This is a genomic window from Roseibium sediminicola (assembly GCF_023156505.1).
Classification (GTDB): Bacteria; Pseudomonadota; Alphaproteobacteria; order Rhizobiales; family Stappiaceae; genus Roseibium; species Roseibium sediminicola.
Genome location: NZ_JALNMJ010000004.1, coordinates 273,367 through 294,938, shown reverse-complemented (window position 1 = coordinate 294,938; position 21,572 = coordinate 273,367). Strand labels below are relative to the sequence as shown.

General features: G+C 60.6%; 21 protein-coding genes and 1 riboswitch. Of the genes, 8 read left to right on the top strand and 13 right to left on the bottom strand.

Annotated elements, in window-relative coordinates:
• Window positions 1–16 precede the first annotated feature (16 nt).
• A complete protein-coding gene (locus M0H32_RS08585) occupies window positions 17–1,036 on the top strand; it encodes an RluA family pseudouridine synthase (RefSeq protein WP_248153161.1) in 1,020 nt (339 codons plus the stop codon).
• A 3-nt stretch (window positions 1,037–1,039) separates the two neighbouring features.
• Here M0H32_RS08585 and M0H32_RS08580 read toward each other — a convergent pair whose 3' ends face one another.
• The 4 genes from M0H32_RS08580 to M0H32_RS08565 all read right to left on the bottom strand — a co-directional run bounded on the left by M0H32_RS08580 (window position 1,040) and on the right by M0H32_RS08565 (window position 3,720).
• Window positions 1,040–1,540 carry a P-loop nucleotide/nucleoside kinase family protein gene (locus tag M0H32_RS08580; protein ID WP_248153160.1) on the bottom strand — a complete coding sequence of 167 codons (501 nt, stop codon included), beginning with the start codon at window positions 1,538–1,540 and terminating at the stop codon, window positions 1,040–1,042.
• Between the two features lie 33 nt (window positions 1,541–1,573).
• A complete protein-coding gene (locus tag M0H32_RS08575; RefSeq protein ID WP_248153159.1) occupies window positions 1,574–1,744 on the bottom strand; it encodes a hypothetical protein in 171 nt (56 codons plus the stop codon).
• A 72-nt stretch (window positions 1,745–1,816) separates the two neighbouring features.
• The gene (locus M0H32_RS08570; protein WP_248153158.1) at window positions 1,817–2,425 is read right to left on the bottom strand and encodes a hypothetical protein; all 609 of its coding nucleotides are present in this window, start codon (window positions 2,423–2,425) and stop codon (window positions 1,817–1,819) included.
• 77 nt (window positions 2,426–2,502) lie between these two features.
• Window positions 2,503–3,720, bottom strand: coding sequence for a DUF2778 domain-containing protein (locus M0H32_RS08565; protein ID WP_248153157.1), 1,218 nt, complete (start codon window positions 3,718–3,720; stop codon window positions 2,503–2,505).
• 381 nt (window positions 3,721–4,101) lie between these two features.
• Here M0H32_RS08565 and M0H32_RS08560 point away from each other — a divergent pair, with 381 nt between their 5' ends.
• Both M0H32_RS08560 and M0H32_RS08555 read left to right on the top strand, forming a co-directional pair.
• Window positions 4,102–4,818 (top strand): HAD-IA family hydrolase, encoded by a 717-nt coding sequence (locus M0H32_RS08560; RefSeq protein ID WP_345779324.1) that lies wholly within the window; start codon window positions 4,102–4,104, stop codon window positions 4,816–4,818.
• Window positions 4,818–5,591, top strand: a complete 774-nt coding sequence (locus M0H32_RS08555; RefSeq protein WP_248153156.1) for an ATP12 family chaperone protein — start codon at window positions 4,818–4,820, stop codon at window positions 5,589–5,591. The genes M0H32_RS08560 and M0H32_RS08555 overlap by 1 nt, the downstream gene beginning before the upstream one ends.
• 7 nt (window positions 5,592–5,598) lie before the next feature.
• Here M0H32_RS08555 and mgtE read toward each other — a convergent pair whose 3' ends face one another.
• From mgtE to M0H32_RS08525, 6 genes are all read right to left on the bottom strand, one after another.
• Entirely contained in the window at window positions 5,599–7,023 is a 1,425-nt protein-coding gene (mgtE, locus tag M0H32_RS08550; RefSeq protein ID WP_248153155.1) for a magnesium transporter, read from the bottom strand.
• Between the two features lie 77 nt (window positions 7,024–7,100).
• Window positions 7,101–7,832 (bottom strand): proteasome-type protease, encoded by a 732-nt coding sequence (locus M0H32_RS08545; RefSeq protein ID WP_248153154.1) that lies wholly within the window; start codon window positions 7,830–7,832, stop codon window positions 7,101–7,103.
• A 73-nt stretch (window positions 7,833–7,905) separates the two neighbouring features.
• The gene (locus tag M0H32_RS08540) at window positions 7,906–8,730 is read right to left on the bottom strand and encodes a transglutaminase family protein (RefSeq protein ID WP_248153153.1); all 825 of its coding nucleotides are present in this window, start codon (window positions 8,728–8,730) and stop codon (window positions 7,906–7,908) included.
• Between the two features lie 24 nt (window positions 8,731–8,754).
• Window positions 8,755–9,705, bottom strand: a complete 951-nt coding sequence (locus M0H32_RS08535) for an alpha-E domain-containing protein (RefSeq protein WP_248153152.1) — start codon at window positions 9,703–9,705, stop codon at window positions 8,755–8,757.
• A 7-nt stretch (window positions 9,706–9,712) separates the two neighbouring features.
• On the bottom strand, window positions 9,713–11,137 hold the full coding sequence (locus tag M0H32_RS08530; protein WP_248153151.1) for a circularly permuted type 2 ATP-grasp protein: 1,425 nt from the start codon (window positions 11,135–11,137) through the stop codon (window positions 9,713–9,715).
• 388 nt (window positions 11,138–11,525) lie between these two features.
• Window positions 11,526–12,476: an OmpA family protein gene (locus M0H32_RS08525; protein WP_248153150.1), complete on the bottom strand. Its 951-nt coding sequence runs from the start codon at window positions 12,474–12,476 to the stop codon at window positions 11,526–11,528.
• A gap of 348 nt (window positions 12,477–12,824) precedes the next feature.
• Between M0H32_RS08525 and M0H32_RS08520 the strand changes: the two genes are divergently transcribed.
• Complete coding sequence (locus tag M0H32_RS08520) at window positions 12,825–14,357, top strand: acyl-CoA carboxylase subunit beta (protein ID WP_248153149.1); 1,533 nt, start codon at window positions 12,825–12,827, stop codon at window positions 14,355–14,357.
• Between the two features lie 43 nt (window positions 14,358–14,400).
• Here the strand turns inward: M0H32_RS08520 and M0H32_RS08515 are convergent, their stop codons facing one another.
• From M0H32_RS08515 to M0H32_RS08505, 3 genes are all read right to left on the bottom strand, one after another.
• Complete coding sequence (locus M0H32_RS08515; protein ID WP_248153148.1) at window positions 14,401–14,715, bottom strand: hypothetical protein; 315 nt, start codon at window positions 14,713–14,715, stop codon at window positions 14,401–14,403.
• Window positions 14,716–14,886: 171 nt separating this feature from the next.
• Complete coding sequence (locus tag M0H32_RS08510; RefSeq protein WP_248153147.1) at window positions 14,887–15,354, bottom strand: hypothetical protein; 468 nt, start codon at window positions 15,352–15,354, stop codon at window positions 14,887–14,889.
• A 113-nt stretch (window positions 15,355–15,467) separates the two neighbouring features.
• Window positions 15,468–15,944: a hypothetical protein gene (locus M0H32_RS08505; RefSeq protein WP_248153146.1), complete on the bottom strand. Its 477-nt coding sequence runs from the start codon at window positions 15,942–15,944 to the stop codon at window positions 15,468–15,470.
• A gap of 224 nt (window positions 15,945–16,168) precedes the next feature.
• Between M0H32_RS08505 and M0H32_RS08500 the strand changes: the two genes are divergently transcribed.
• The 4 genes from M0H32_RS08500 (at window position 16,169) to M0H32_RS08485 (ending at window position 21,546) form a co-directional block, all read left to right on the top strand.
• Window positions 16,169–18,181 carry an acetyl-CoA carboxylase biotin carboxylase subunit gene (locus M0H32_RS08500; protein WP_248153145.1) on the top strand — a complete coding sequence of 671 codons (2,013 nt, stop codon included), beginning with the start codon at window positions 16,169–16,171 and terminating at the stop codon, window positions 18,179–18,181.
• A 92-nt stretch (window positions 18,182–18,273) separates the two neighbouring features.
• Window positions 18,274–18,951 carry an HAD hydrolase-like protein gene (locus M0H32_RS08495; RefSeq protein WP_248153144.1) on the top strand — a complete coding sequence of 226 codons (678 nt, stop codon included), beginning with the start codon at window positions 18,274–18,276 and terminating at the stop codon, window positions 18,949–18,951.
• Between the two features lie 108 nt (window positions 18,952–19,059).
• On the top strand, window positions 19,060–20,343 hold the full coding sequence (locus M0H32_RS08490; RefSeq protein WP_248153143.1) for a sensor domain-containing diguanylate cyclase: 1,284 nt from the start codon (window positions 19,060–19,062) through the stop codon (window positions 20,341–20,343).
• Between the two features lie 65 nt (window positions 20,344–20,408).
• A riboswitch (FMN riboswitch) is annotated at window positions 20,409–20,557 on the top strand.
• A gap of 89 nt (window positions 20,558–20,646) precedes the next feature.
• Window positions 20,647–21,546: a DMT family transporter gene (locus tag M0H32_RS08485; RefSeq protein ID WP_248153142.1), complete on the top strand. Its 900-nt coding sequence runs from the start codon at window positions 20,647–20,649 to the stop codon at window positions 21,544–21,546.
• Window positions 21,547–21,572 lie beyond the last annotated feature (26 nt).

The window sequence follows — 21,572 nt, the reverse complement described above, 5'->3', positions numbered from 1 at the left end:
AGAAATTGAGATTAAGATGTCCGCGATTGAACAGAAACAAGTGACCGCCGACGAGGCGGGCATGCGCCTCGACCGTTGGTTCAAGGCCCATTATCCGGGACTCGGCTTCGGCCGTCTGCAAAAACTCCTGCGCACCGGTCAGGTGCGGGTCGACGGCAAGCGCGCGGAAAGCAACACCCGCATTGCCAAGGGTCAGACGATCCGCATCCCACCGCTCGGTGTTGAGCTGCCAGCGGACGACAAGAAGAATGCCCGGCCGAAATCGACCAAGCTGATTGCCGACGACCGCAAGGCCATCGAGGACATGCTGCTTTTCGAGGACAATCACGTGATGGTGCTGAACAAGCCCGCCGGCCTGGCCGTCCAGGGCGGTTCCGGCCTGAAGCGCCATCTGGACGGCATGCTCGAGGCTTATACGGACCGCAAGGGCAACAAGCCGCGTCTGGTGCACCGTCTCGACCGGGAAACCTCCGGCATCATCCTGGTGGCGCGCACGCGCCAGGCGGCGCAAGAGCTGACCAAGGCCTTCCGCCACCGCAACACACGCAAGATCTATTGGGCGATGCTTGCCGGCGTTCCGAAGCCGTTTCAGGGCCGGATCTCGACCTTTCTGGCCCGCAACGAGGGCGAGGAGCGCATGCAGGTCGCCCGTCAGGGCGACGACGATGCCCAGCACGCCGTGTCGCTCTATTCGGTGTTTGAAAAATCCGGCCAGAAGCTCTCCTGGGTGACCATGAAGCCGGTCACCGGCCGCACGCACCAGCTGAGAGCCCATGCCGCCCATATCGGCCATCCGATCATCGGCGACGACAAGTATTTCAACATCGAGAACTGGGAGCTGCCGGGCGGAATCCAGAACAGGCTGCATCTGCTGGCCCGCCGGATCGTGATCCCGCACCCGTCCGGTCACGGTCAGATCGATGTCTCCGCGCCGCTACCGCCGCATATGCAGCAGACCTGGAACCTGCTTGGCTTCGACGCGACCGATTACGATCCGGAAGTCGACGACCCGGACGATTCGCTCAACAAGCGCTGACGGCTAACTTTCAATCCGATGGATCTCGAGGACAAAGCCCTCGTCTTCCGTCGGGCGCTGGAAATGGTTGCTGATCCGGTCGAACTGCTCTTCCGTTACCGAGAATTCGTGTTTGCCCGAGGCGTTGCGCTGTTTCAGCCGCGCTTTGCAGATTTCGTCCGGCACGTCGAGAACGTGGAGCCGGTGATCGCATTCCGCCTGTTCGAAAAGCCCCTTCATCCAGGCCCTGGCGTCTTTCGTGTTGGCCTGGAAGTCGAGCACCACGGCGGTGCCGGTTTTCAGCAGCGCCACGATATGCGGCGCGATCGTGCGTCTGAGCCGGCCCGAATACTCCACGAAATCCTTGAGCGTTTGCATGTCCTCGCCATAAAGGCCGGACAACAGGGCATCCTCGCGCAGCAGAACCGTGTTCGGTTCACAGGCGAGCCTGTCGGCCAGGGTCGATTTGCCGGAGGCGACCTTGCCGCAGAGCAGATGAAGGACGGGAGAGATTTTCTCGGACATGGAATCTGACCGTGAAAGACTGGAGAAAGGCGCTCAAAGCCCCTGGAACAGGGCGGTCAGGACCACCGAGGCGAAGGTAATGACAACGACGCCGGCGACCAGCTTCCAGGCGTCCTTGCGCTGTTTCAGCCCCGGCCAGCCAATCGGCTTTATCACCTGGATCGCGGCGACCAGAAACAGAAAGAAGATCAGGATTTTGGTCAAGAAGAGATCCGGGAAGAAATGAGTTCGGAGACTTCATTTAGCGCCGGTTGGCGGCAATGTCGAGAACAAGGGTCAAGGTGTCGGCAATTCAAGCGTATCGAGCCATTCATAGCGGACAGATGTCTCGATCTCCTGTCCGCCGGTCATTGTTTTCGTGTGGCGTTTTGCGGGCAGGGAAGTGTCCGGATCGACCCATAGCGTCACGGTGGAAATCGATTCGACAGGTGCCGTCGTTTCCTGAACATAGCTGTAGGTAGTGAAGGTCTTGTCGCCAAGCTTTTCGCTGCCGCAGTCAACGTCCTTGATGGACGCACGTGTTTCCGCGTTGCGTTTCAGGGTTTCGGCGAGCCAGTCCGGATCGCGTGTCTGACTGGCCGTCCAGTTTTTGCCGTCGCTCGAGGTGTATTCCTGATCGTCCAGGACCAGCCAGTGCAGCCCTGTCTGTTTGATGATTTGATAGAAGTGGCTGTAGTCACGATAATATTGCTCGCTGTTTTGAACCACTTGGCCGCCCATGCTCAGTTCCGCCACAAGCAGGTAGTTTTTGGCGATTTCGCCAGCCTTCATGAGGGCTTGGATGTCGGATTTGCAGTCTTTTGATGCAGCTTTTGCCCCCAAAACGCTGATCAGCAGAGATGTGACGAGGGCAGCAGCAGAGTTGAAACAGCTTGAAAAACGCACAAAAGCCTCCGTGACAGCCTGGTCGGATGATCCAAGTCTATCACGGAGGCTTGTTGAGTAAACCGGAGCTTCTGGCGTTACGCCCCGGCGCCGCGTTCCAGTTTCGCCAGATAGGTCGGCAGTTTTTCGATCGACGGCACCACGATCATGGTCTTGACCTTGCCGCGTTTGAAGGCGTTCAGGAACTTGTTGTAGTCCTTGAAGGCGACACAGCCATGAGAGCCGATGGAGCGGCGCAGCAGGCGCGTGTGGGTCAGCATGCCGTCCCGGCCCTTCATGGCGGCGCGGTCTGTCGGCAGCATGCGGATGGCTTCGACGCCGTGGAAGAGGCTTTCGCGCATGCGCAGGCGATAGATGTTCGGCGGAGTCGGGCCGGCCATCCGCACATGGGCGTATTTCGGGTTGTCCATCCGGTGGCCGATGCCCGAATGGGCTTCCAGCTTGGTGCCATCCGGCATGTGCACGGTGGCGGCGCTGATGTCATAGACGGCGACTTTGCTGGACGGCCCCGGCATGCCCTTGGTGCCGCCGAACAGCTTTCCGAGACCGCCGAAGACACCGTTTTCGTCATCCTGCGGATTGCCCGGACGCGCATAGGCGAGGACCGGTGAGGCGTCTTGCTCCGGTTCAGGGGAGGGCCTTGTTGCGGTCTCAGGCTTGCTGCGGCGCGGCGGCTCCGGTTTGACGTCGGGCGTCGGTGGCAGGATTGCGCCAGGCTTTACGGGAACAGACGCTGAAAGGCTTGCGACGACGATTTCGGCCGGTTTGGCGATCACGTCGGCGGTAGCCTCAGCGGACGTGCCGGTTGCCTGCAGCGCGGCCACGGTGACGGACGTCTGCGCTGCCTTGGAACGCGCCTGGGCGGCCAGCAGCGTGCGGGCAAGTTTCAGTCTGGCGAGTTTTGCGGCCAGTTGTGTCTTGGCGTTCTGGCGCGCCGAGGCTTCGCGAGCTCTTGCCTGGGCCAGTTCTTGCTGAAGGTCGATCTCGGTCTCAGCCGCGGGTTTGTTGCGCGCGGGCAGGAAAGCGACGCCAAGGCTGACGGCAATGCCGGTTGCCAGGGTTGCCTGGTCTGGCGAAGCAGCATTTGGTTCGACCTGAGACAGTGTCAAGTTCGGCGCCGCGCCATCTTCAGCGGATAAATGCGCCGTCGACAGGGAGGTGCCGAGACCGGTCACCGTCGCCGCAAACCCTGAGATGAGAAGGGTTGCCCCCGCGAGCACCGCATAAAAGGTCCGGTCGCTCTTTCGGGAAACCTTGTTTCCGACGCGCCCGATGTCCCGTTTAATCCCTAGCATTCAGACAAACCATTCTTTCGCGCGTCCTCACATGGCCGCGTGTTTCAATCCGTATGATTTGGTGACAAGCTTGCCCCAAACGATCATGCCCACCCGCGCTTATGATTATTGCCCGTTAAGGTAACCAGTGCGTTTAGAAACGTGGTTAACCGAACCTTAAGCGCCGGATCGTGCAATCCGTTTCTCAAGATAAAGAGGCAATTTTCGGGCGCCTGCCCAAAATAGGCGATATCCAAAGATTGGCGGTTAATCATTGGTTAATATGGGAAGACTTTGCCTATTGGTAATTTTACTGGGTCGGCATCAGTCTTTCGAAACTCACCTTGCGTCGTTCCGGGCCTTTCCGGGACGGGTCTTGACGCCCGGACCAAAACCCGGCACATGCGGGCCGCAACAGCCTTTCACGAAGGTCTTCCCATGTATCTGATCCTGTTTGACGTCGACGGCACGCTGGTGGACAGCCAGAACACGATCCTGCATGGGCTTGAAGTGGGGTTTGCGGCGGTCGGCCTGACGATGCCGGACAGGCAAACGGCTTTGTCCATTGTCGGCCGGTCGCTTGAAGAGGCGTTTCTGGATCTGGTTGGTTCCGCGCACACGGACAAGGTTCCCGCGATGGCGGCAGCCTATCGCCAGTCGAAGATCGCACGGCGGGAGCAGGGGCTGGACCTCGACCCGCTCTATCCCGGTGCGCGCGAAGCGATCGACCGGCTGCATCGCCGGGACGAGCTGCTGCTCGGCATCGCCACCGGCAAGGCCCTGCGCGGTGTCCGGCACATGCTGGACAAGCATGACCTTCACGGCCGCTTCGCCACCATCCAGACCGCTGACACATCGCCGTCGAAACCGCATCCGGACATGGTGCTGCAGGCCATGGCGGAAACCGGAGTGGAGCCGGGGCGCACGCTGGTGATCGGCGATACCGGCTTCGACATGGCCATGGCCAAGGCGGCAGGTGCCCAGGCGATTGGGGTCACATGGGGCTATCATGACCATTCCAGACTGGTTGAAAATGGCGCTGACCGGATCATTCAGGCGTTTTCCGATCTGGATGTTGCTCTCTCTGAAATTTTGAAATTCGACAAGGAAACAATCTGATGCGTGATTTTCTTGAAGTGTTGCAGGAAGATGCCGCCAAGGATCCGGAACAGCGTGCGCGGGAACTGTCCCGGCGCGAGCTGCCCAAGCGCTTCTACAAGGAAGCCGCGCATGCCGCCGCCCAAGGCGGCTTTGCCATTCATCTGGACGGACGGCCGGTCAAGACACCGGGCAAATCGCTGCTGCTGCTGCCCAACGCCGTGCTTGGCGCCGCCGTGGCCGCGGAATGGGCCGCGCAGGAAAAACTCATCAATCCGGCGAACATGCCGCTGACCCGGATCGCGAACTCGGCACAGGACGCCGTCAGTGTCCGGTTCGACGAAGTGGCCGACGATGTCACCAAATTTGCCGGCAATGATGCGCTCTGCTATCGCGCCGACGACCCTGAAAGCCTGGTAGAGACCCAGCGGCGCCTGTGGGATCCGGTGGTGGAATGGGCGGGTGAGTTGCTCGGCGGCCGCTTTGTGTTGATCGAGGGTCTTATCCACGCGCCGCAATCCGAGACCTTGCTGGCTTCCTATCGCGCCCGGATCGCGGGAGAGACCCCGCTGCGTCTGGCGGCGCTGCACACGGTCACCAGCCTGACCGGTTCCGCGCTGCTCGCGCTGGCCTTGAAAGAAGAACTGCTCGACATGGACACAGTCTGGACGGCCGCCCATGTGGAAGAAGACTTCAACATCGATCGCTGGGGCGAGGACGCCGAGGCAGCCCAGATCCGCGCCTACAAGCGGACCGAGTTTGACGCGGCCGCGTTGATCCTTCGGGAAGGGTGAGTGTTCCTCACCCCAGATAAAACGTCGTTGCCATCAGGAAGAAGATGAGCACGCCGAGGACGTCGTTGGACGAGGTGATGAAGACGCCGATGGCCATGGCCGGGTCGATGCCGATCTTGTCCAGGATAATGGGCACGGTGGCACCGACCATGGCGGCAAGGGTGGTGACGCACAGGAGCGACAGGGAGGTGGCCAGCGCCAGGCGCTCAGGGGCTTCCAGGGGCACCACGAAAGAGGCAATCAGCACCAGGCTGCCCAGGATCGTGCCGGCAATGGCGCCGTTGAAGAGAGCGGCCGCCAGTTCCTTCATCAGGCGAAAGAAGATGTCCCCGGTCCAGAGCGCCCCTGTGGCGATGCCCTGGACGGCGACGGCCGACGCCTGAAGGCCGGCATTGCCGGCCATGGACATCGTGACCGGGATGAATGCGGCCAGAATGGCCGCTTCGGCGAGCTGGTCCTCATAGGAACCGACAACGGTCGCGGCGACACTGGCGCCGACGAGGCCGGCGAGGAGCCAGGGCAGGCGCCGCCGGACAATTCTCAAGACCGTGTCGTCCGCCCGCGATTCCCCGGACACACCGCTCATCAGCAGCATGTCCTCGTTGGCCTCGTCCGAGGCGATCCGGGTGAGCTGCTTCGGCGTGACCCGGCCGATCAGGTGACCTTCGGAGCTCACCACTGGCACCGTACGCATGTCGCGCTTGCGCGCAAGGCGCAGCACTTCTTCCTGGTCCGTGTCGGCGGACACCGTCAAAACATCCCTGTTGACGATGTCCCGCAAGGGCGTGTCCGCGGGAGCAAGCAGCAGCCTGCCGACCTCGACGGTGCCTGTGAGCTTGCCCTCGTCATCGGTGACATAGACCGTGAAGATCTTGCGGATACGGTCTGCTTCCGCACGCATCTGGGCCACGGCTTCGCCGGTGGTGCAATGTTCCGGCAAAGCAACGAATTTCCGGGCCATCACCCGGCCGGCGGTATCATCCGCATAACCGCCGCGTGTGCCGATTTCGTCGATGTCCTTCAGTCGGGCGATCAGTTCGTCGGCGACGTCGTCCGGAAATTCGTTCAGGATTTCGACGGCGTCTTCCGGGTCGAGCCCGTCCAGAATGTCGTGAAACTGCTCAAGCGTGGATTCCTCCATCAAGATCGAGCGGAATTCCGGGCGCAGCTCGGCGACCACCTTGATCGACGGATTGGCCGGCAGCCACTGGAATAATTTGCGCGCATGTTTGAGGCGTAGCCGAGTCAGCAACTGCATGACATCGACCGGATCCCAGCGCTTGAGCAGCTCGACAAGCTGGTTGCGCTCGCCGGCCTTGATCAGATCGCGGACAGCTTTCAGGGCTGCGTCGTTCTCCTCCAACGGTTCCTGGGCGGGCTCGCGGGTCCAGGAAACGGCATCAAGCTCGGCGACAGCGCTGGAACTGGTCATGGGAAATCACCTTCCGGTTCGATCCGTTCGCTTCTAATGCCGATTTGTGACGGTTGGCTGACAGAGCGGTGGGCCGATCAGACCTCGAATTCGTCAATATCGGCAAAGGCCTCGCGCAGTTTGTCGGACCAGCCGCGGGACAGTTTCTGGAAATAGGGATCGTCCTGTTCGATTCTTACCTGACGGCCGGTGGAATAGCTGTCGGTGTTGTAAAGCAGCATGTCGATGGGCATGCCGACAGACAGGTTGGAGCGCAAAGTGCTGTCGAAGGACAAGAGCACCAGTTTGGCGGCTTCGCCGAGGCGCATGTCGGAGCGCGTGACCCGGTCCAGAATGGGTTTGCCGTATTTGTGCTCGCCGATCTGCAGGTAGGGCGTGTCCTCGCAGACCTCGATGAAGTTGCCTGCGGCATAGACCTGGAACATGCGCGGTGCCTCGCCCTTGATCTGGCCGCCCAGGATGAAGGTGACGAAGAAGTTCTCGGCGCTGGTGGCCAGCGCCTCGCCGTCGATCGCCTTGACCTCGCGCACGGCGCTGCCCACCAGGCGGGCGACCTGGAACATGGTCTTGGCGGTCATCAATGTGGCGCGATTGTCCTCGACGGACGAAATGTGTTCGGTCAGCAGGGAAATCACGGCCTGGGTCACGGCCAGATTGCCGGCGGAAAGCAGCGTGATAACGCGCTCACCGGGTTCTTCCCAGACATGCAGCTTCTTGAACGTGGAAATGTTGTCGACGCCGGCATTGGTGCGCGTATCCGCGGCGAAGACCAGTCCGCGATCCAGTTTCAAGCCGACACAATAGGTCATTCACAAGCCCTTCAGGCACCGTTCGTTGCGCTCACAAGCGAGGGAACCGCTTCCGCCGTCCGGAGAATGACACTCACTGCTGCTGTTGCTGCTGGAGCGCGGCCTGGGCCACGTCGACTTCAACCTGCAGGTTTTCCTCCAGACCGCCGAAGCGGATCCCCCTGATTGGGGCAGCAGAACGGGAATCCAGGCCCACCGTCAAGCGAATATAGCGGTCTGTAGGGCACATTGTGTTGGATATGTCGAAGCCGGTCCAGCCAAGACCGTTGATCATGACCTCCGCCCAGGCGTGATGGGCTTCCGAAGCCTGTTCGTCTTCCAAGAGCAGATAGCCGGAAACATAGCGGGCCGGGATGCCGAGCGAGCGGGCCGCGGCGATGAAAATATGGGCGTGGTCCTGGCAGACGCCTTCACCGGCAGCCAGCACCGAAGCGGCCGGGGCATGGGTCTCGGTGACACCTATCTTGTACTCGACCTTGTCGCGGATGGCGTGCATGAGCGCGTGAAAGCCGGCGATCTTGTCATGGACATCGGCCAGCACCGCCAGTTTGCGGATCGCCTGGTTGGATTGCGTCAGCGGCGTGACACGCGTGTAGATCCGGTCCGGCGCGCCGGCGTCCGGCTCATGGCCCAGCACACCGCTGGTATCGGTCGTGTCGACGATGCCAGTGGCGGTGATTTCCACGTCCTCGACGGGTTCGCTGCGCGAGACCATGTGCACCTGGTTGCCGAAGGCGTCCTTGTAGGTGGTAGCGCGTTCAATGCCCGGGGCTTCGATGGCCCAGTTGACGATGGTCTGTGCAGGCCCGTTTTCCGGCGTCAGCCGCAGTTGCTGCATGGCATTGGCCAACGGGGTCTCGTAGCGATAGCGGGTCGTGTGTCGGACGGTCAGTCGCATGTGGCACCGGGTCGGGTTGAAAGGTCAGGAGAAATTGTAATCTTCACTCAGCTGGTGGGCGAACTGGTTGTTCTTGCCAATGAAGTCGGTGAGGAATTCGTGCAGGCCCTGGCGGTAGATCTCGTGCATCTGCTTGTCAGACAGCTCGCGGAACAGGGCGGCCGCCAGGTCCAGGCTCGGCTCGCGCGATCCGTAGAACTGGGCAAGATCCTCCGCGGTTTCCGCGATCCAGTCGTAACAATGGGCCAGAGAGCGCGGCATTTCCGTTCTCAGGATCAGGAATTCGGCTATGTTGAAGGCTTTCAGGCGCGAATTGGGATAGGCGAAGCGGTAGCTGCGCCGGCCCGAGAGCGCCCTGAGAATGGCGGACCACTGGTAGCGCTCCGCCGAGCCGTCGTCGACAATGTCATTGTCCGGCAGCAGGGCCCAATACTGGGTGTCGAGGATCCGCGCCGTGTTGTCGGCACGCTCAACGAAATTGCCCATCTGGCTGAAGAAATAGCCGTCGTCGCGCAGGATCGTGTTGAGCAGCGCTCCGCGGAAGAGATGGGCACGCTGGTTCACCCAGGCGAGAAAATCCGGCAGCTTGTCCTGGGTGATCGATTGCGGATTTGTTTCGGAAAACTCGATCCAGGTCGTGTTGATGGCCTCCCAGAGCTCCGCGGTGATCCCGGTGCGCACGGCGCGCGCATTGTTGCGCGCCAGTTCCAGGCAGGACCGGATACTGGTGGGATTGTCCTTGGAGAAGATCATGTAGGCCGTCACATGGCGGATGTGCAGTTCGTCGTACTTCTCGTTGTAGTCGCTTTCACAGCCCGCGCTTGCCAGGGCAAACGTCCAGTGGGAGCCATGCTCCTGGCCGGAATGGGACATGATGGCGCCGCGATAGGCCACTTCGAGCAGGCGCGCCAGGTTCTGCGCGCGTTCATAGTAGCGGGACATCCAAAACAGCGAAGAGGCGGTTCTTCCAAGCATCTGTTTTTCAGTCCTCCAGAACCCAGGTGTCTTTTGTGCCGCCACCCTGGCTGGAATTGACGACGAGCGAGCCTTTTTTGAGGGCGACCCGGGTGAGGCCACCCGGGGTGATACGCACCTGGTCGCCAATCAGGACAAAGGGTCTGAGATCGACATGGCGCGGCGCGACGCCCGAAGCAACGTGGGTCGGGCAGGCGGACAGAGCCAGCGTGGGCTGGGCAATGTAGTTGGTCGGGTTGGTCTCCAGAACTTTCCGGAACTCGACGATCTCGCGTTTCGAGGCGGTCGGGCCGATCAGCATGCCGTAGCCGCCGGAGCCGTGCACTTCCTTGACGACGATGTCTTCCAGATTGTCTAGCACATAGGCCAGATCGTCGGGCCGCGAGCAGTTCCAGGTCGGCACGTTGTTCAGGATCGGCTTCTGACCGGTGTAGAACTCGATTATGTCGGGCACATAGGCGTAAATCGCCTTGTCGTCGGCAATACCGGTGCCAGGCGCGTTGCAGATGGTGACATTGCCGGCGCGGTAGGCATCGAAGAGGCCCGGGACGCCGAGCATGCTGTCCGGATTGAAGGTGAGGGGATCCAGGAAAGCGTCGTCGATGCGCCGGTAGATCACGTCGACCTGCTGCGGCTCCCGTGTCGTGCGCATGTAGACATGGCCGGCATCGACGAAGAGATCGCGGCCCTCGACCAGTTCCACGCCCATCGAATCGGCCAGGAAAGCATGTTCGAAATAGGCCGAATTGTAGATCCCCGGCGTCAGAACGACGATGGTCTGACTGGATTTGGACGGATCCGGCGCGACGCTCTCCAGCGTCTGAAGCAGGTTTTCCGGATATTGCTCGACATTTGCCACATGGTGGGTCTGGAACAGTTCCGGGAACAGCCGCATCATCGTCTCGCGGTTCTCCATCATGTAGGAGACCCCGGAGGGCGTGCGGGTGTTGTCTTCCAGGACGTAGAACTCATTCTCCGACACCCGGACCAGATCGGTGCCGATGATGTGGGAATAGACCTTGCGTGCCGGTGTAAAGCCGGCCATTTCCGGCAGGAAGGCCTCGTTCTGCAAAATAAGATCCGCCGGGATCCGGCCGGCCCTGAGGATTTCCTGACGATGATAGATGTCGTGCAGAAACGCATTCAAAGCGCGCACACGCTGGTCGATGCCGGCCGACAGGCGCCGCCACTCGGCTGCGGAGATGATGCGCGGGATCGGATCGAAGGGAATGAGGCGTTCGGTGGCTTCATCCGCGCCATAGACCGCAAAGGTGATGCCCAGCCTGCGGAAGATGGTTTCGGCGTCCTTGCTCTTGCGCGACAGGAAATTGGCGGGCTTGTCTTCTAGCCACTTGGCAAGGCGGGAATAACACTGGCGCGGCGCACCTGCCTCGTCGAGCATTTCGTTGAAATACGTGCGTTCGTCCGACATTGCCTCCCCTTTGCCACTGCTACCTTCTTGAGCAATCATGGCAAAATTCTGAAGTGTGTCAAAGAGCAATGTCGCGGCGGGGGTGCCTACAAATTAGGCGGATAAGTGGAAAAGGAGGCAAAACCCCGACGTTTCCTCCACTTGTGCGACGTTCTCGATACCCGCCATCCGTGAGCGTTAGCCTGCCTTTTGGTACCCCGTCCACTCGCGAAGTGCTTCCTGACATCAGCTGACAGGCGGCAAAGTGCCCGTCGGCACCAAAGGCGTACCTAGCGGCACTTTTTTTGAACGGTTTGTTTGAGAGTGCACACTCGATGTGCAGCGCCGGCACGTTTTTCAGTTTGTCCGAACCGTGCCGGCGCATGTTGCCGGGTGAAAACGGGCGGTGTTATCTCATTTTGGTTCTGCCGGTCGAAATCACAGTGACGTCGCCGTATTTGCGGCCGGTCCACACGTGGAGCCCGGCACCGACGCCGAGCATCGGAATGGTGTAGAGGCCTTTCTTCACGAAGCCCTTGTTCTTGGTGATCTCGATCGCCGCATGGCTGAGTTCCTCGTATTTTTCCATGGTGGTGACGATCTTGCCGATGCCCTTCAGGCCTTTCAGGACATCGCCGAGCTTGCCGCCGATGGCGAGGTCGAGATCCCAGTCGGACCATTCGCCCTTCTTGTTGAACTCGTGCGGGGATTGCACGCCATGGGCAACGACGACAATCGCGCCGACACTGCCGCCGAGGCCGCCGCCGAGTTTCCAGCCGTCGGCCATCAGGTCGACATAGTCGACGAAACCGCCATCGTCCGCGCTTGCCCGGTAGAGCCGGCCATTCCAGTTGTAGCGTCCGACGGCGACAAGATCGCCCGAGTGGCTTTCGCCGATACCAACCCACAGGGTCGATGCCTTTTTGGGTTTCGGCTTCATCTTTTTCGGGGTCTTGATGACCTTGGGGTTGGGCGGTGTCGGTATGGAATGCACATAGATCATGACCGCCCGGAACTGGCCGTCCTCGACGCCGTCTTCCTGCCCCATCTCCTCTGCCAGCGATTCCCCGAGCCCGTCGACCAGGTCGAACGGAAAACTCTTCTGCATTGTTTCTTCAAGGAACAGCTGAACGGCAACGGCCCGCTTCTTGGACAGGGCCTTGTTGTAGGCGGCCTTGCCGCTTCTGCTGGACAGGCCGACCACGCTGATGCTGCCATTGCCTTGCAGCAGAGGAATGACATGGCGCCTGAGCCAGGCCTTGTGTTCTTCCTTGAGATTTGACTGGCTGATATCAAAAAACTGAAGACGGGCGAGGGTGATCGCGCCGTCACAATGTTCAATCACGAACTTTTCGGACATGCTTGTACTCCGACAGAAGAATGCGGTCCCGGCTTGCAGTGTCATGTCCCGATCGACAGGGCGGACTGCTGGAACGGGCCTGTGTGCCGCGACGAAATCGTCCTAATGGCTAATGAGATCACGCTACGTCAGAATGCTTGGGAGGCAAAGCGAACCCGGGGCCCAACGGACGGAAATCGGCGGGAATGTGATGGGGATCACCTTATTGAGCGTTCTCCACCAGCGCCCTTCGGGGAATGCGGTTCGAGCGCCGTGCCCTCGACAGGCTTTCCCTTAAGCCCATGTGCTGACTATGCACTTTTGAGCGATCATGGTACGCCCTCAGCAAGTGAATATTGGGAGGACCGGATGAAAGAAGTTCTGGCCGAATTGGAACAGCGCCGGGAGACGGCCCGGCTGGGTGGCGGGCAGCGCCGTATCGATGCACAGCACAGCAAAGGCAAGCTGACGGCGCGCGAACGCATAGAGATTCTCCTGGACGAGGGCTCCTTCGAAGAGTTCGACATGTTCAAGCAGCATCGCTGCACCGATTTCGGCATGGAGGAGCAGCACATCCCGGGCGACGGGGTTGTGACCGGCTGGGGCACGGTCAATGGCCGAACCGTTTACGTCTTTTCCAAGGACTTCACCGTCTTCGGCGGATCCCTGTCTGAGACCCACGCGGAAAAGATCACCAAGCTTCAGGACATGGCCCTGCAGAACCGGGCTCCGATCATCGGCCTGTTCGACGCGGGCGGCGCCCGCATCCAGGAAGGCGTTGCGGCGTTGGGTGGCTATGGCGAAGTGTTCCAGCGCAATGTGCTGGCCTCCGGCGTCATTCCGCAGATTTCGCTGATCATGGGGCCCTGCGCGGGCGGCGACGTCTATTCACCGGCCATGACCGACTTCATCTTCATGGTCCGCGACACGTCCTATATGTTCGTCACCGGTCCGGACGTGGTCAAGACCGTGACCAATGAGACGGTGACGGCGGAAGAACTCGGCGGCGCCTCGATCCACACAACCAAATCCTCCATCGCGGACGGCGCCTTCGACAACGACGTGGAAGCCCTGCAGGAGATGCGGCGGCTGATCGACTTCCTGCCGATGAACAATCAGGCGGATCTGCCCGAACTGACCAACTACGATGATCCGGAGCGGATCGACACCAGCCTCGACACGCTGATCCCGGACAATCCGAACAAGCCCTACGACATGAAGGAGCTTGTCTTGAAGACCGTCGACGAAGGCGACTTCTACGAGATCCAGGGCAGTTTCGCCGGCAACATCCTCACCGGTTTCGGCCGCATCGAGGGACGCACGGTGGGCATCGTCGCCAACCAGCCGATGGTTCTGGCCGGGGTTCTGGATTCCGATGCCAGCCGCAAGGCGGCGCGGTTCGTGCGCTTCTGCGACTGTTTCGGCATTCCGATCGTGACCTATGTCGACGTTCCGGGCTTTCTGCCGGGCACCGCGCAGGAATATGGCGGCCTGATCAAGCACGGCGCCAAACTGCTGTTCGCCTACGCGGAAGCGACGGTGCCGAAAATCACCGTGATCACCCGCAAGGCCTATGGCGGCGCCTATGACGTGATGAGCTCGAAGCACATCCGCGGCGACATCAACTATGCCTGGCCGTCGGCCGAGATCGCGGTGATGGGCGCCAAGGGCGCGGTCGAGATCCTGTACCGCTCGGAACTTGCCGACAAGGACAAGATCGCCAAGCGCACCAAGGATTACGAGGACCGGTTCGCCAATCCCTTCGTGGCGGCGGAACGCGGCTATATCGACGATGTCATCCGGCCGCATTCAACCCGCCGCCGGGTCGCCAAGGCACTGGCGCTGCTGCGCTCCAAGACGGCGGAGACGCCCTGGAAAAAGCACGACAACATCCCTCTTTGAACGATTACACGGCCCATTACCGCTGGAACTGACCCTCGTGGGGTCAATCCCAGCGGTTGAAGCCGCCGCGCGGGAACAGCGGTTCCCGGCATTCATAGGCAACCGGGCACCGGCGGGCGTCGCGGGTCTGGCCGTATTGGGTGAACAGCACCTGGTTGCGGTCGCAGTAGCTCAGGTTCGAAACGAACATCGAATAGGTGTGCTGACCCGTTGTGAACACGACGGCGCCATGCTGTGCCACCATTTGCTGCGCCTGGGCACAGGTCATGCGGCGCAAGTCGGGCCGTGCTTCCGCGGCCGTCGTCATGGCAAGGCCCGCCAGAACGAACGCCGCTGATAGAAAGTGAAATTTTCGCATCGATGCCTCCTGGTCCGTCGGGTCATCTGTCCGGAACTCCGGCCAAGAGCAGCCAGGCTTCCAGGCATGATATTACCCGTGGGGAAATCATGAGCGCCAGTATGCGATGATTGGGCACGCGGAATTGTGACCCGGAGCACTTGAACGCGGGATTGGACCGGAAAATCCCGATTATTGGCTGTTATGAGCCAGCTGGCTTGCGCAGACCGAGTGCGGTGTGACTTCGCGAACGCCCTTGAGCGAAAAGCCGGCGTAGCGCCGGTCCTCGAACTGGACCTTGAATCTCACGGAAGAGCGCAGGCGGTGCCAGAAATAGGTCAGGTTATCGCTGCAAGCAGGGCAATCGTTGCGGATATAGCCGTCGGGACCGACCTTGAACTTCACCAGCTTGTGGTCCAGTTCGACCCTGACCAGCGAGTCCGGTGAAGGACGCTGCCCCTTGATATCGATGCCGATCAGCGCGCCGCGCGCATCGTGGTTGGGTGGGCACCAGATGGTAAAGCGCGCACCCGTTGAGTTCACGGTCCAATAGCGCTCGTACCCATGGGCGGAATCGTTGTGCCACTTGCCCTGTTCAGCAGCTTGCAAGGGGGACGCCGCGATCAATAGCGCCGCGAAAAATAGAGAAACCTTCAGCATTTGCCCTACCCAAATCTGTCAATGACAGAATTGCAGGGTGTCTCTAAGAAATACTTAAAATTTGAACTTTTATCGGTCGCTGCCGGGTTCGGCCGGAAGAAACAGCGAGGGCGCTAACTGTTCGGGTTCTTTTTCTGCCAGTCAGTCGGACAGACGGGACCTGGCAGGATTTGCCGCGCACCTCTCAAGGAAAAGCCAGCATAGCGGTTGTCGTGAAATTTGACCGCCAGGGTGTGAGACGCGCGCAGCTTGTGCCAGACATAGCCGAAACTGTCGGAACAGGTCGCGCAGCCGCTGTCTATGTAGCCCTGTGCGTTGACGGGCAGTTCCAGAATCTCCTGATCCATGATCAGCTTGATCCGGGTGTTCGGGGTTGGGGTATGTCCGCCGATCTCGATATGCAGCAAGGTGCCGTTGACCTTCCGCTCCGGATGGCACCAAACCACAAAACTTGCGCCCTCTTTGTTGCCGGTCCAGTAGCGTGTAAAACCGTTGATCTCGCCACGGTTCCATTTGCCGATCGTGTCCGCAAGGCTTGCGGTCGACAGCATTGCGCCAGCAAGAAACACACTTGTGAAGCGACTTATCATGCGGCTCTTCCCCTTTTTCATCCGTAATTCCTGCAATAGCTTTCTTAATATTCAGATAAACGGCAGAGTTGCCGCCGGTTTTGCCTCTCTCTTTCCGTCAATAAGGGGATGATCGGGCAAGAGTCGTGCCGAATCGGCAAAAAGACGTCTCGCCCTTTGGATAAGTTGCGCGGCCCTGAGGGGAGGCCTACAAAAAGCAAAACGATCCAGCCGGGTGGAAATTCATGTTCTCGAAAATACTTGTCGCCAACCGTGGTGAGATTGCGTGCCGGGTCATCAAGACCGCGCGCCGCATGGGCATCAAGACGGTCGCCGTCTATTCCGACGCCGACCGAGAGGCGCTTCATGTCGAAATGGCGGATGAGGCAGTGCATATCGGTCCGGCGGCAGCCGCCGAGTCTTACCTCATCGCCGACAAGATCATCGCCGCGTGCAAGGAAACCGGCGCCGAAGCGGTTCATCCGGGCTATGGCTTCTTGTCCGAACGGGCCAGCTTCCCGGAAGCATTGGCCAAGGAGGGCATTGTCTGGATCGGTCCGAATCCGCGCGCCATCGAGGCCATGGGCGACAAGATCGAATCAAAGAAATTCGCCAACGACGCCAATGTCAGCACGGTACCCGGCTATCTCGGTGTGATCGAGACGCCGGACCAGGCGGTCGAGATCGCCGAGGACATCGGCTATCCGGTCATGATCAAGGCCTCGGCAGGCGGCGGCGGCAAGGGGATGCGCATTGCCTGGAATGCCGATGAAGTCCGTGACGGTTATGCCCGCTCCAAGTCCGAAGCCGCGTCCTCGTTCGGCGACGACCGGGTGTTCATCGAGAAGTTCATCGAGAACCCGCGCCATATCGAGATCCAGGTGCTGGGCGACAAGCACGGCAACGCGATCTATCTCGGCGAGCGTGAATGCTCGATCCAGCGCCGCAACCAGAAAGTCATCGAGGAAGCGCCGTCGCCGCTGCTCGATGAGGAAACCCGCCGGCTGATGGGAGAACAGGCGGTCGCGCTGGCCAAGGCCGTCGACTATGACAGCGCCGGCACCGTCGAGTTCGTCGCCGGGCAGGACAAGAGCTTTTTCTTCCTGGAAATGAACACCCGCCTGCAGGTGGAACACCCGGTCACCGAGCTGATCACCGGGGTCGACCTGGTGGAGCAGATGATCCGCGTGGCCGCAGGCGAACAGCTGCAGCTGAAGCAGGGTGACGTCAAGCTGAACGGCTGGTCCGTGGAAAGCCGCATCTATGCGGAAGATCCCTACCGGAATTTCCTGCCTTCCATCGGCCGGCTGGTGCGTTACCGGCCGCCGGAGGAAATGACAACCGATGCGGTGACCGTGCGTAACGATACCGGCGTGGTCGAGGGCTCGGAAATCTCGATGTTCTACGACCCGATGATCGCCAAGCTGATCACCCACGCACCGACGCGGGCGGAGGCGATTGATGCCATGAGTTCGGCCCTGGACGCCTTCTATGTCGACGGCATTCAGCACAATGTGCCCTTCCTGACCGCGCTGATGAACCATCCGCGCTGGCGTTCCGGCGATCTGGCCACCAGCTTCATTGCCGACGAATATCCGGACGGCTTCGCACCGGCGGTCCCGGACGCCGAAGCCTATGCGGTTCTTGCCGCGGTGACCCTGTCCATGGGCGCGCTCGAGCGCGAGCGGCTTGACCACCTGCCGGGACGTCTGCGGCCGCACTCCGGTGCGATCCGCGAGGACTGGGTCATCAAGCTGGACAAGACCTATGTGCCGATCCGGCTGGCAGCGGGTTATCCCGGCACACCGGTCGAAATAGACGTGGCCATCGGCGATGGTCCGGTCATGAATGTGGAGGCCGATTGGGCACCGGGCGATCCGATGTGGTCCGGCAAGGTCGGGTCCCGAACCGTCACGGTTCAGGTGCGCAAGGTGAGGGGTGGTTACCGGCTCGACTGGCAGGGCTATTCCGTCGTTGCCAAGGTGATGACGCCGCGGATTGCCGAGCTTGACCAGCTGATGCCTGAAAAACTGCCGCCGGATACCTCAAAGATGCTTCTCTGCCCGATGCCGGGTCTGGTCGTGTCGATTGCGGTCAGCGAGGGCCAGGAGGTCAAGGCAGGCGAGCAGCTTGCCGTTGTCGAAGCCATGAAGATGGAAAACGTGCTGCGCGCCGAGCGGGACTGCACGGTGACCGCCATCAAGGCCAAGCCGGGCGACAGTCTCGCGGTCGACGCCGTGATCATGGAGTTTTCCTGAGCCGGATTGACAGTGGTCTGGAACCATCGATAGTGCGGCGGCCCGTTACCTGAAGGTGCGGGCCGTTTGTTTTTTGGCCTGGAGGGAATGGTTTGTCATTCACGACCGTATTGTTCGATCTGGACGGAACGCTGACCGATCCTTTCGAAGGCATCACCCGCTCCATCCAATACGCTCTGGAAAAGATGGGCGTTTCCGCTGTTGCAGCCGAGGACCTGCGCTGGTGCATCGGACCGCCGCTCTGGGAAAGCTTTCGTGTTCTATTGGCCACGGAGGAGAAAAAAGAGCTCGACCGTGCGGTCGGCTTCTATCGGGAGCGCTACACGAAGACCGGTCTTTACGAGAACACGCTGATCGATGGCATTCCCGAGCTGCTGGCAGACCTTTTAGAGAGCGGGCTGCGGCTGCATGTCTGCACGTCCAAGCCCCATGCCTATGCGGGCACGATCATCGAGCATTTCGGACTGCGGCCGTATTTCGGAACCGTTTATGGCTCGGAGCTGGACGGGGCCCGGTCGGCAAAGGCGGAGCTGATTGCTCATATTTTGAGGCAAGAGGCGCTGCAAGCCGGTGAGACGGTCATGATCGGCGACCGCAAACACGATCTCATCGGTGCCAATGTCAACGAGGTTGCCGGGATCGGTGTGCTGTGGGGCTATGGCAGCCGCGAAGAACTCGAAGCGGAGCAGCCTGTTTTGATTGCGGAAACGCCCATGGAGATCGCAGAGTTTCTGCAGACGGCCTGTCAAAGCCTGGTGGCGCGTCCTTAGAGCGCCTGTGCGACGCTTGGGACGATGAGGCTTTATTTAGCTGTCTTAACGTCAGATTTATCGCTGTTGCTTAAACAGAGGGCAGACGAGAACAGGTCCTGGTTTGTCATGTTTGAGACGGAGTCCGATAAAACAGCGGAACCGCGCGATACGGCGGTTGTCGTCAGCTATTACGCAGAAGCCGGGAAGACCTTGCCGGTCATGCCCGAGGGCTATCAACTCGAACGCATTGACCCTAATGGGCCAAAGGGATTTTCCTGCTCCCGGATCTGCCTTCTGGTCGTCCAAAATGTGGAAGCCTTTCTCCAGGATAACCCGTCGCTGCTCGACGGCGACCGGTATGTGATCGCCGTTGTCGATGCTGTTCTGGCAGGCGATCGGCAAATGGCTTTGCTCGCCGCCGGAGCAGATGAAGTCGTTTCCTTCAAGGACCGGACACAGCTCGCGCTCGCGCTGATGCGGGCAACCAGGTTCAGCAGGGTACGGGAAGCGCTGCGGCAACGGTGTCACGACATCGCCGTTGAACGGGACAAGCTGCAGGCCGCCATCGACAACCTGCCGTCGCCGATCTTTTTCAAGAACAGGGCCGGTATCTACAGCGGTTGCAACAAGGCCTTTGAGGGCTTCATCGGACTGCCGGCGGCGAAGGTCCGCGGCTCGAGCGTCTATGACGTGGCTCCGGAGGAACTGGCAAAGGTCTATGAGGAGGCCGACGAGGCCCTGATGCGTGAGGGTGGTGTCCAGATCTACGATGCGGAGGTGCGTTTCGCGACGGGCGAATACCGGACGGTGACCTTTCACAAGGCGGTCACAAGGGATGCGGCAAGCGGTGAGGTAAACGGGCTTGCCGGAGCCATGCTCGATATCACGGAGCGCAAAAAACTTGAAGAAAAGCTGACGAGAGCGGCCGAGCGGGACGATCTGACGGAGGCCTATAACCGGCGGCGGTTCTTTGAACTTGCAACCGCGGCATGGGAGCGCGCTCAAGTCCCGTCCAGGCCTCTGTCCGTTCTTGTGATCGACATTGATCACTTCAAGCAGGTCAATGACCGTCATGGCCACGCGTGCGGTGATGCCGCCCTGCGCCATCTCGTCAGGTTGCTCGACAAAGTTCTTGCGCAGCCTCACATCTTTGCGCGGGCCGGTGGCGAGGAATTCTACTGTCTACTGGAAGACTGCGCACCCGACCTGGCGCTGACAATCGCCGAAGCCATTCGCGACAAGGTCGAAGCCACGCCGCATCTGCATGAAGGGCAGGACATTCCGCTGCGCGTGAGCATCGGTGTGGCAACGGTTGGCAAAGGCGAAACCGTCAACCAGGCCATCGCGCGCGCCGACGCCGCCCTTTATCGGGCGAAGGAGGCCGGCCGGAACAGGGTGTGTTCGGACTGACGGTCTCAGAGCGGGCAGTTTTTCATTGCCTTCCCGCTTTTTCAGTAATACTGAATTTTTTTGAGAACAGTTCTCGGGGCGGGGTGCAATTCCCCACCGGCGGTATCAGGGAGACCTGGAGCCCGCGAGCGCCTTGCAAGGACACCTGCAAGGGTCAGCAGATCCGGTGAGAAGCCGGAGCCGACGGTGACAGTCCGGATGAGAGAGAACTTGGCTGCAGAACCTTAGCCGGGGCCTGTGGTCGCGTGTCTTTTTGAGACTGTTCTGATTGGAAACGGAACCGAACTCGGAAAGGACAGCGCCATGTCGGCCAATTCCCGGAAATCCCTTTTTGCCGCCCTAGCCATGATCGGGGCAGGGGCGTCCTTCGCCCTTGTCAACGGTGCCCTGCAGGCCTCGACCATGCAGCTGGGCGTGCCGTCGACTTCGGCCGCTTTCTGGCAGTATGCGCTTGGCCTCCTCGTTGCCTTGCCGTTTGTCCTGCGGCGCGGCCTTTCCGCTCTGAAAACACGGCATCTCGGCTGGCATCTCCTGCGTGGCGGTCTTGCGGTTGTCGGAATCCAGCTCTGGGTTGCCGGGCTGTCGCTGGTCCAGATCTGGCAGGCGATCGCCCTGGTGATGACCTCGCCGTTTTTCGTGATCATTGGTGCGAAGCTGTTTTTCGGCGAACGGGTCGGCCCGGTGCGCTGGCTGGCGACGATTGCCGGCTTTGCCGGCGGCATGGTGATCCTGGAGCCCTGGACGGAAGCCTTCAGCTGGGCCGCGCTGCTTCCGGTTGGCGCAGCGGCGTTCTGGGCCGGGACGTCGCTGGTCACCAAGAAACTCACCGCGACCGAAGAAGCCGATTCCATCACCGTCTACCTGCTATTGCTGCTGACGCCGGTCAATGCGCTTTTGGCGCTGGGCGACGGCGGCATCATGCCCTCCGGCCCGGCGCTGTGGCTTCTGGCCGGGGCGGCTGTGCTGACGGTGATTGCGAATTACCTGCTGACGCTGGCTTATCAGAAGGCGGACGCGGCCTTCGTCCAGCCCTTCGACCATCTGAAATTGCCGCTCAACATCGCCGTTGGTTTCTTCGCCTTTGGCTTTGCGCCAAGTGGAGCCTTCTGGCCGGGTGCGCTGGTGATTGTTGGGGCGTCGCTGATCGTCATGCTGGACGAACAGAAACGGGCATCGCGCAGGGAGACACTCGCGAAAGTCTAGAAACCTTTTCCGAAGCACTCTAAGCT

Excerpts from the sequence above, each read along its gene's own strand:
- M0H32_RS08555 (WP_248153156.1), top strand. The coding sequence starts at position 4,818 with ATGCGTGATTTTCTTGAAGTGTTGCAGGAAGATGCCGCCAAGGATCCG.
- M0H32_RS08520 (WP_248153149.1), top strand. The coding sequence starts at position 12,825 with ATGAAAGAAGTTCTGGCCGAATTGGAACAGCGCCGGGAGACGGCCCGG.
- mgtE (WP_248153155.1), bottom strand. The coding sequence starts at position 7,023 with ATGACCAGTTCCAGCGCTGTCGCCGAGCTTGATGCCGTTTCCTGGACC.
- M0H32_RS08500 (WP_248153145.1), top strand. The coding sequence starts at position 16,169 with ATGTTCTCGAAAATACTTGTCGCCAACCGTGGTGAGATTGCGTGCCGG.
- M0H32_RS08530 (WP_248153151.1), bottom strand. The coding sequence starts at position 11,137 with ATGTCGGACGAACGCACGTATTTCAACGAAATGCTCGACGAGGCAGGT.
- M0H32_RS08545 (WP_248153154.1), bottom strand. The coding sequence starts at position 7,832 with ATGACCTATTGTGTCGGCTTGAAACTGGATCGCGGACTGGTCTTCGCC.
- M0H32_RS08515 (WP_248153148.1), bottom strand. The coding sequence starts at position 14,715 with ATGCGAAAATTTCACTTTCTATCAGCGGCGTTCGTTCTGGCGGGCCTT.
- M0H32_RS08560 (WP_345779324.1), top strand. The coding sequence starts at position 4,102 with ATGCGGGCCGCAACAGCCTTTCACGAAGGTCTTCCCATGTATCTGATC.
- M0H32_RS08505 (WP_248153146.1), bottom strand. The coding sequence starts at position 15,944 with ATGATAAGTCGCTTCACAAGTGTGTTTCTTGCTGGCGCAATGCTGTCG.
- M0H32_RS08565 (WP_248153157.1), bottom strand. The coding sequence starts at position 3,720 with ATGCTAGGGATTAAACGGGACATCGGGCGCGTCGGAAACAAGGTTTCC.
- M0H32_RS08540 (WP_248153153.1), bottom strand. The coding sequence starts at position 8,730 with ATGCGACTGACCGTCCGACACACGACCCGCTATCGCTACGAGACCCCG.
- M0H32_RS08580 (WP_248153160.1), bottom strand. The coding sequence starts at position 1,540 with ATGTCCGAGAAAATCTCTCCCGTCCTTCATCTGCTCTGCGGCAAGGTC.
- M0H32_RS08510 (WP_248153147.1), bottom strand. The coding sequence starts at position 15,354 with ATGCTGAAGGTTTCTCTATTTTTCGCGGCGCTATTGATCGCGGCGTCC.
- M0H32_RS08525 (WP_248153150.1), bottom strand. The coding sequence starts at position 12,476 with ATGTCCGAAAAGTTCGTGATTGAACATTGTGACGGCGCGATCACCCTC.
- M0H32_RS08485 (WP_248153142.1), top strand. The coding sequence starts at position 20,647 with ATGTCGGCCAATTCCCGGAAATCCCTTTTTGCCGCCCTAGCCATGATC.
- M0H32_RS08585 (WP_248153161.1), top strand. The coding sequence starts at position 17 with ATGTCCGCGATTGAACAGAAACAAGTGACCGCCGACGAGGCGGGCATG.
- M0H32_RS08535 (WP_248153152.1), bottom strand. The coding sequence starts at position 9,705 with ATGCTTGGAAGAACCGCCTCTTCGCTGTTTTGGATGTCCCGCTACTAT.
- M0H32_RS08490 (WP_248153143.1), top strand. The coding sequence starts at position 19,060 with ATGTTTGAGACGGAGTCCGATAAAACAGCGGAACCGCGCGATACGGCG.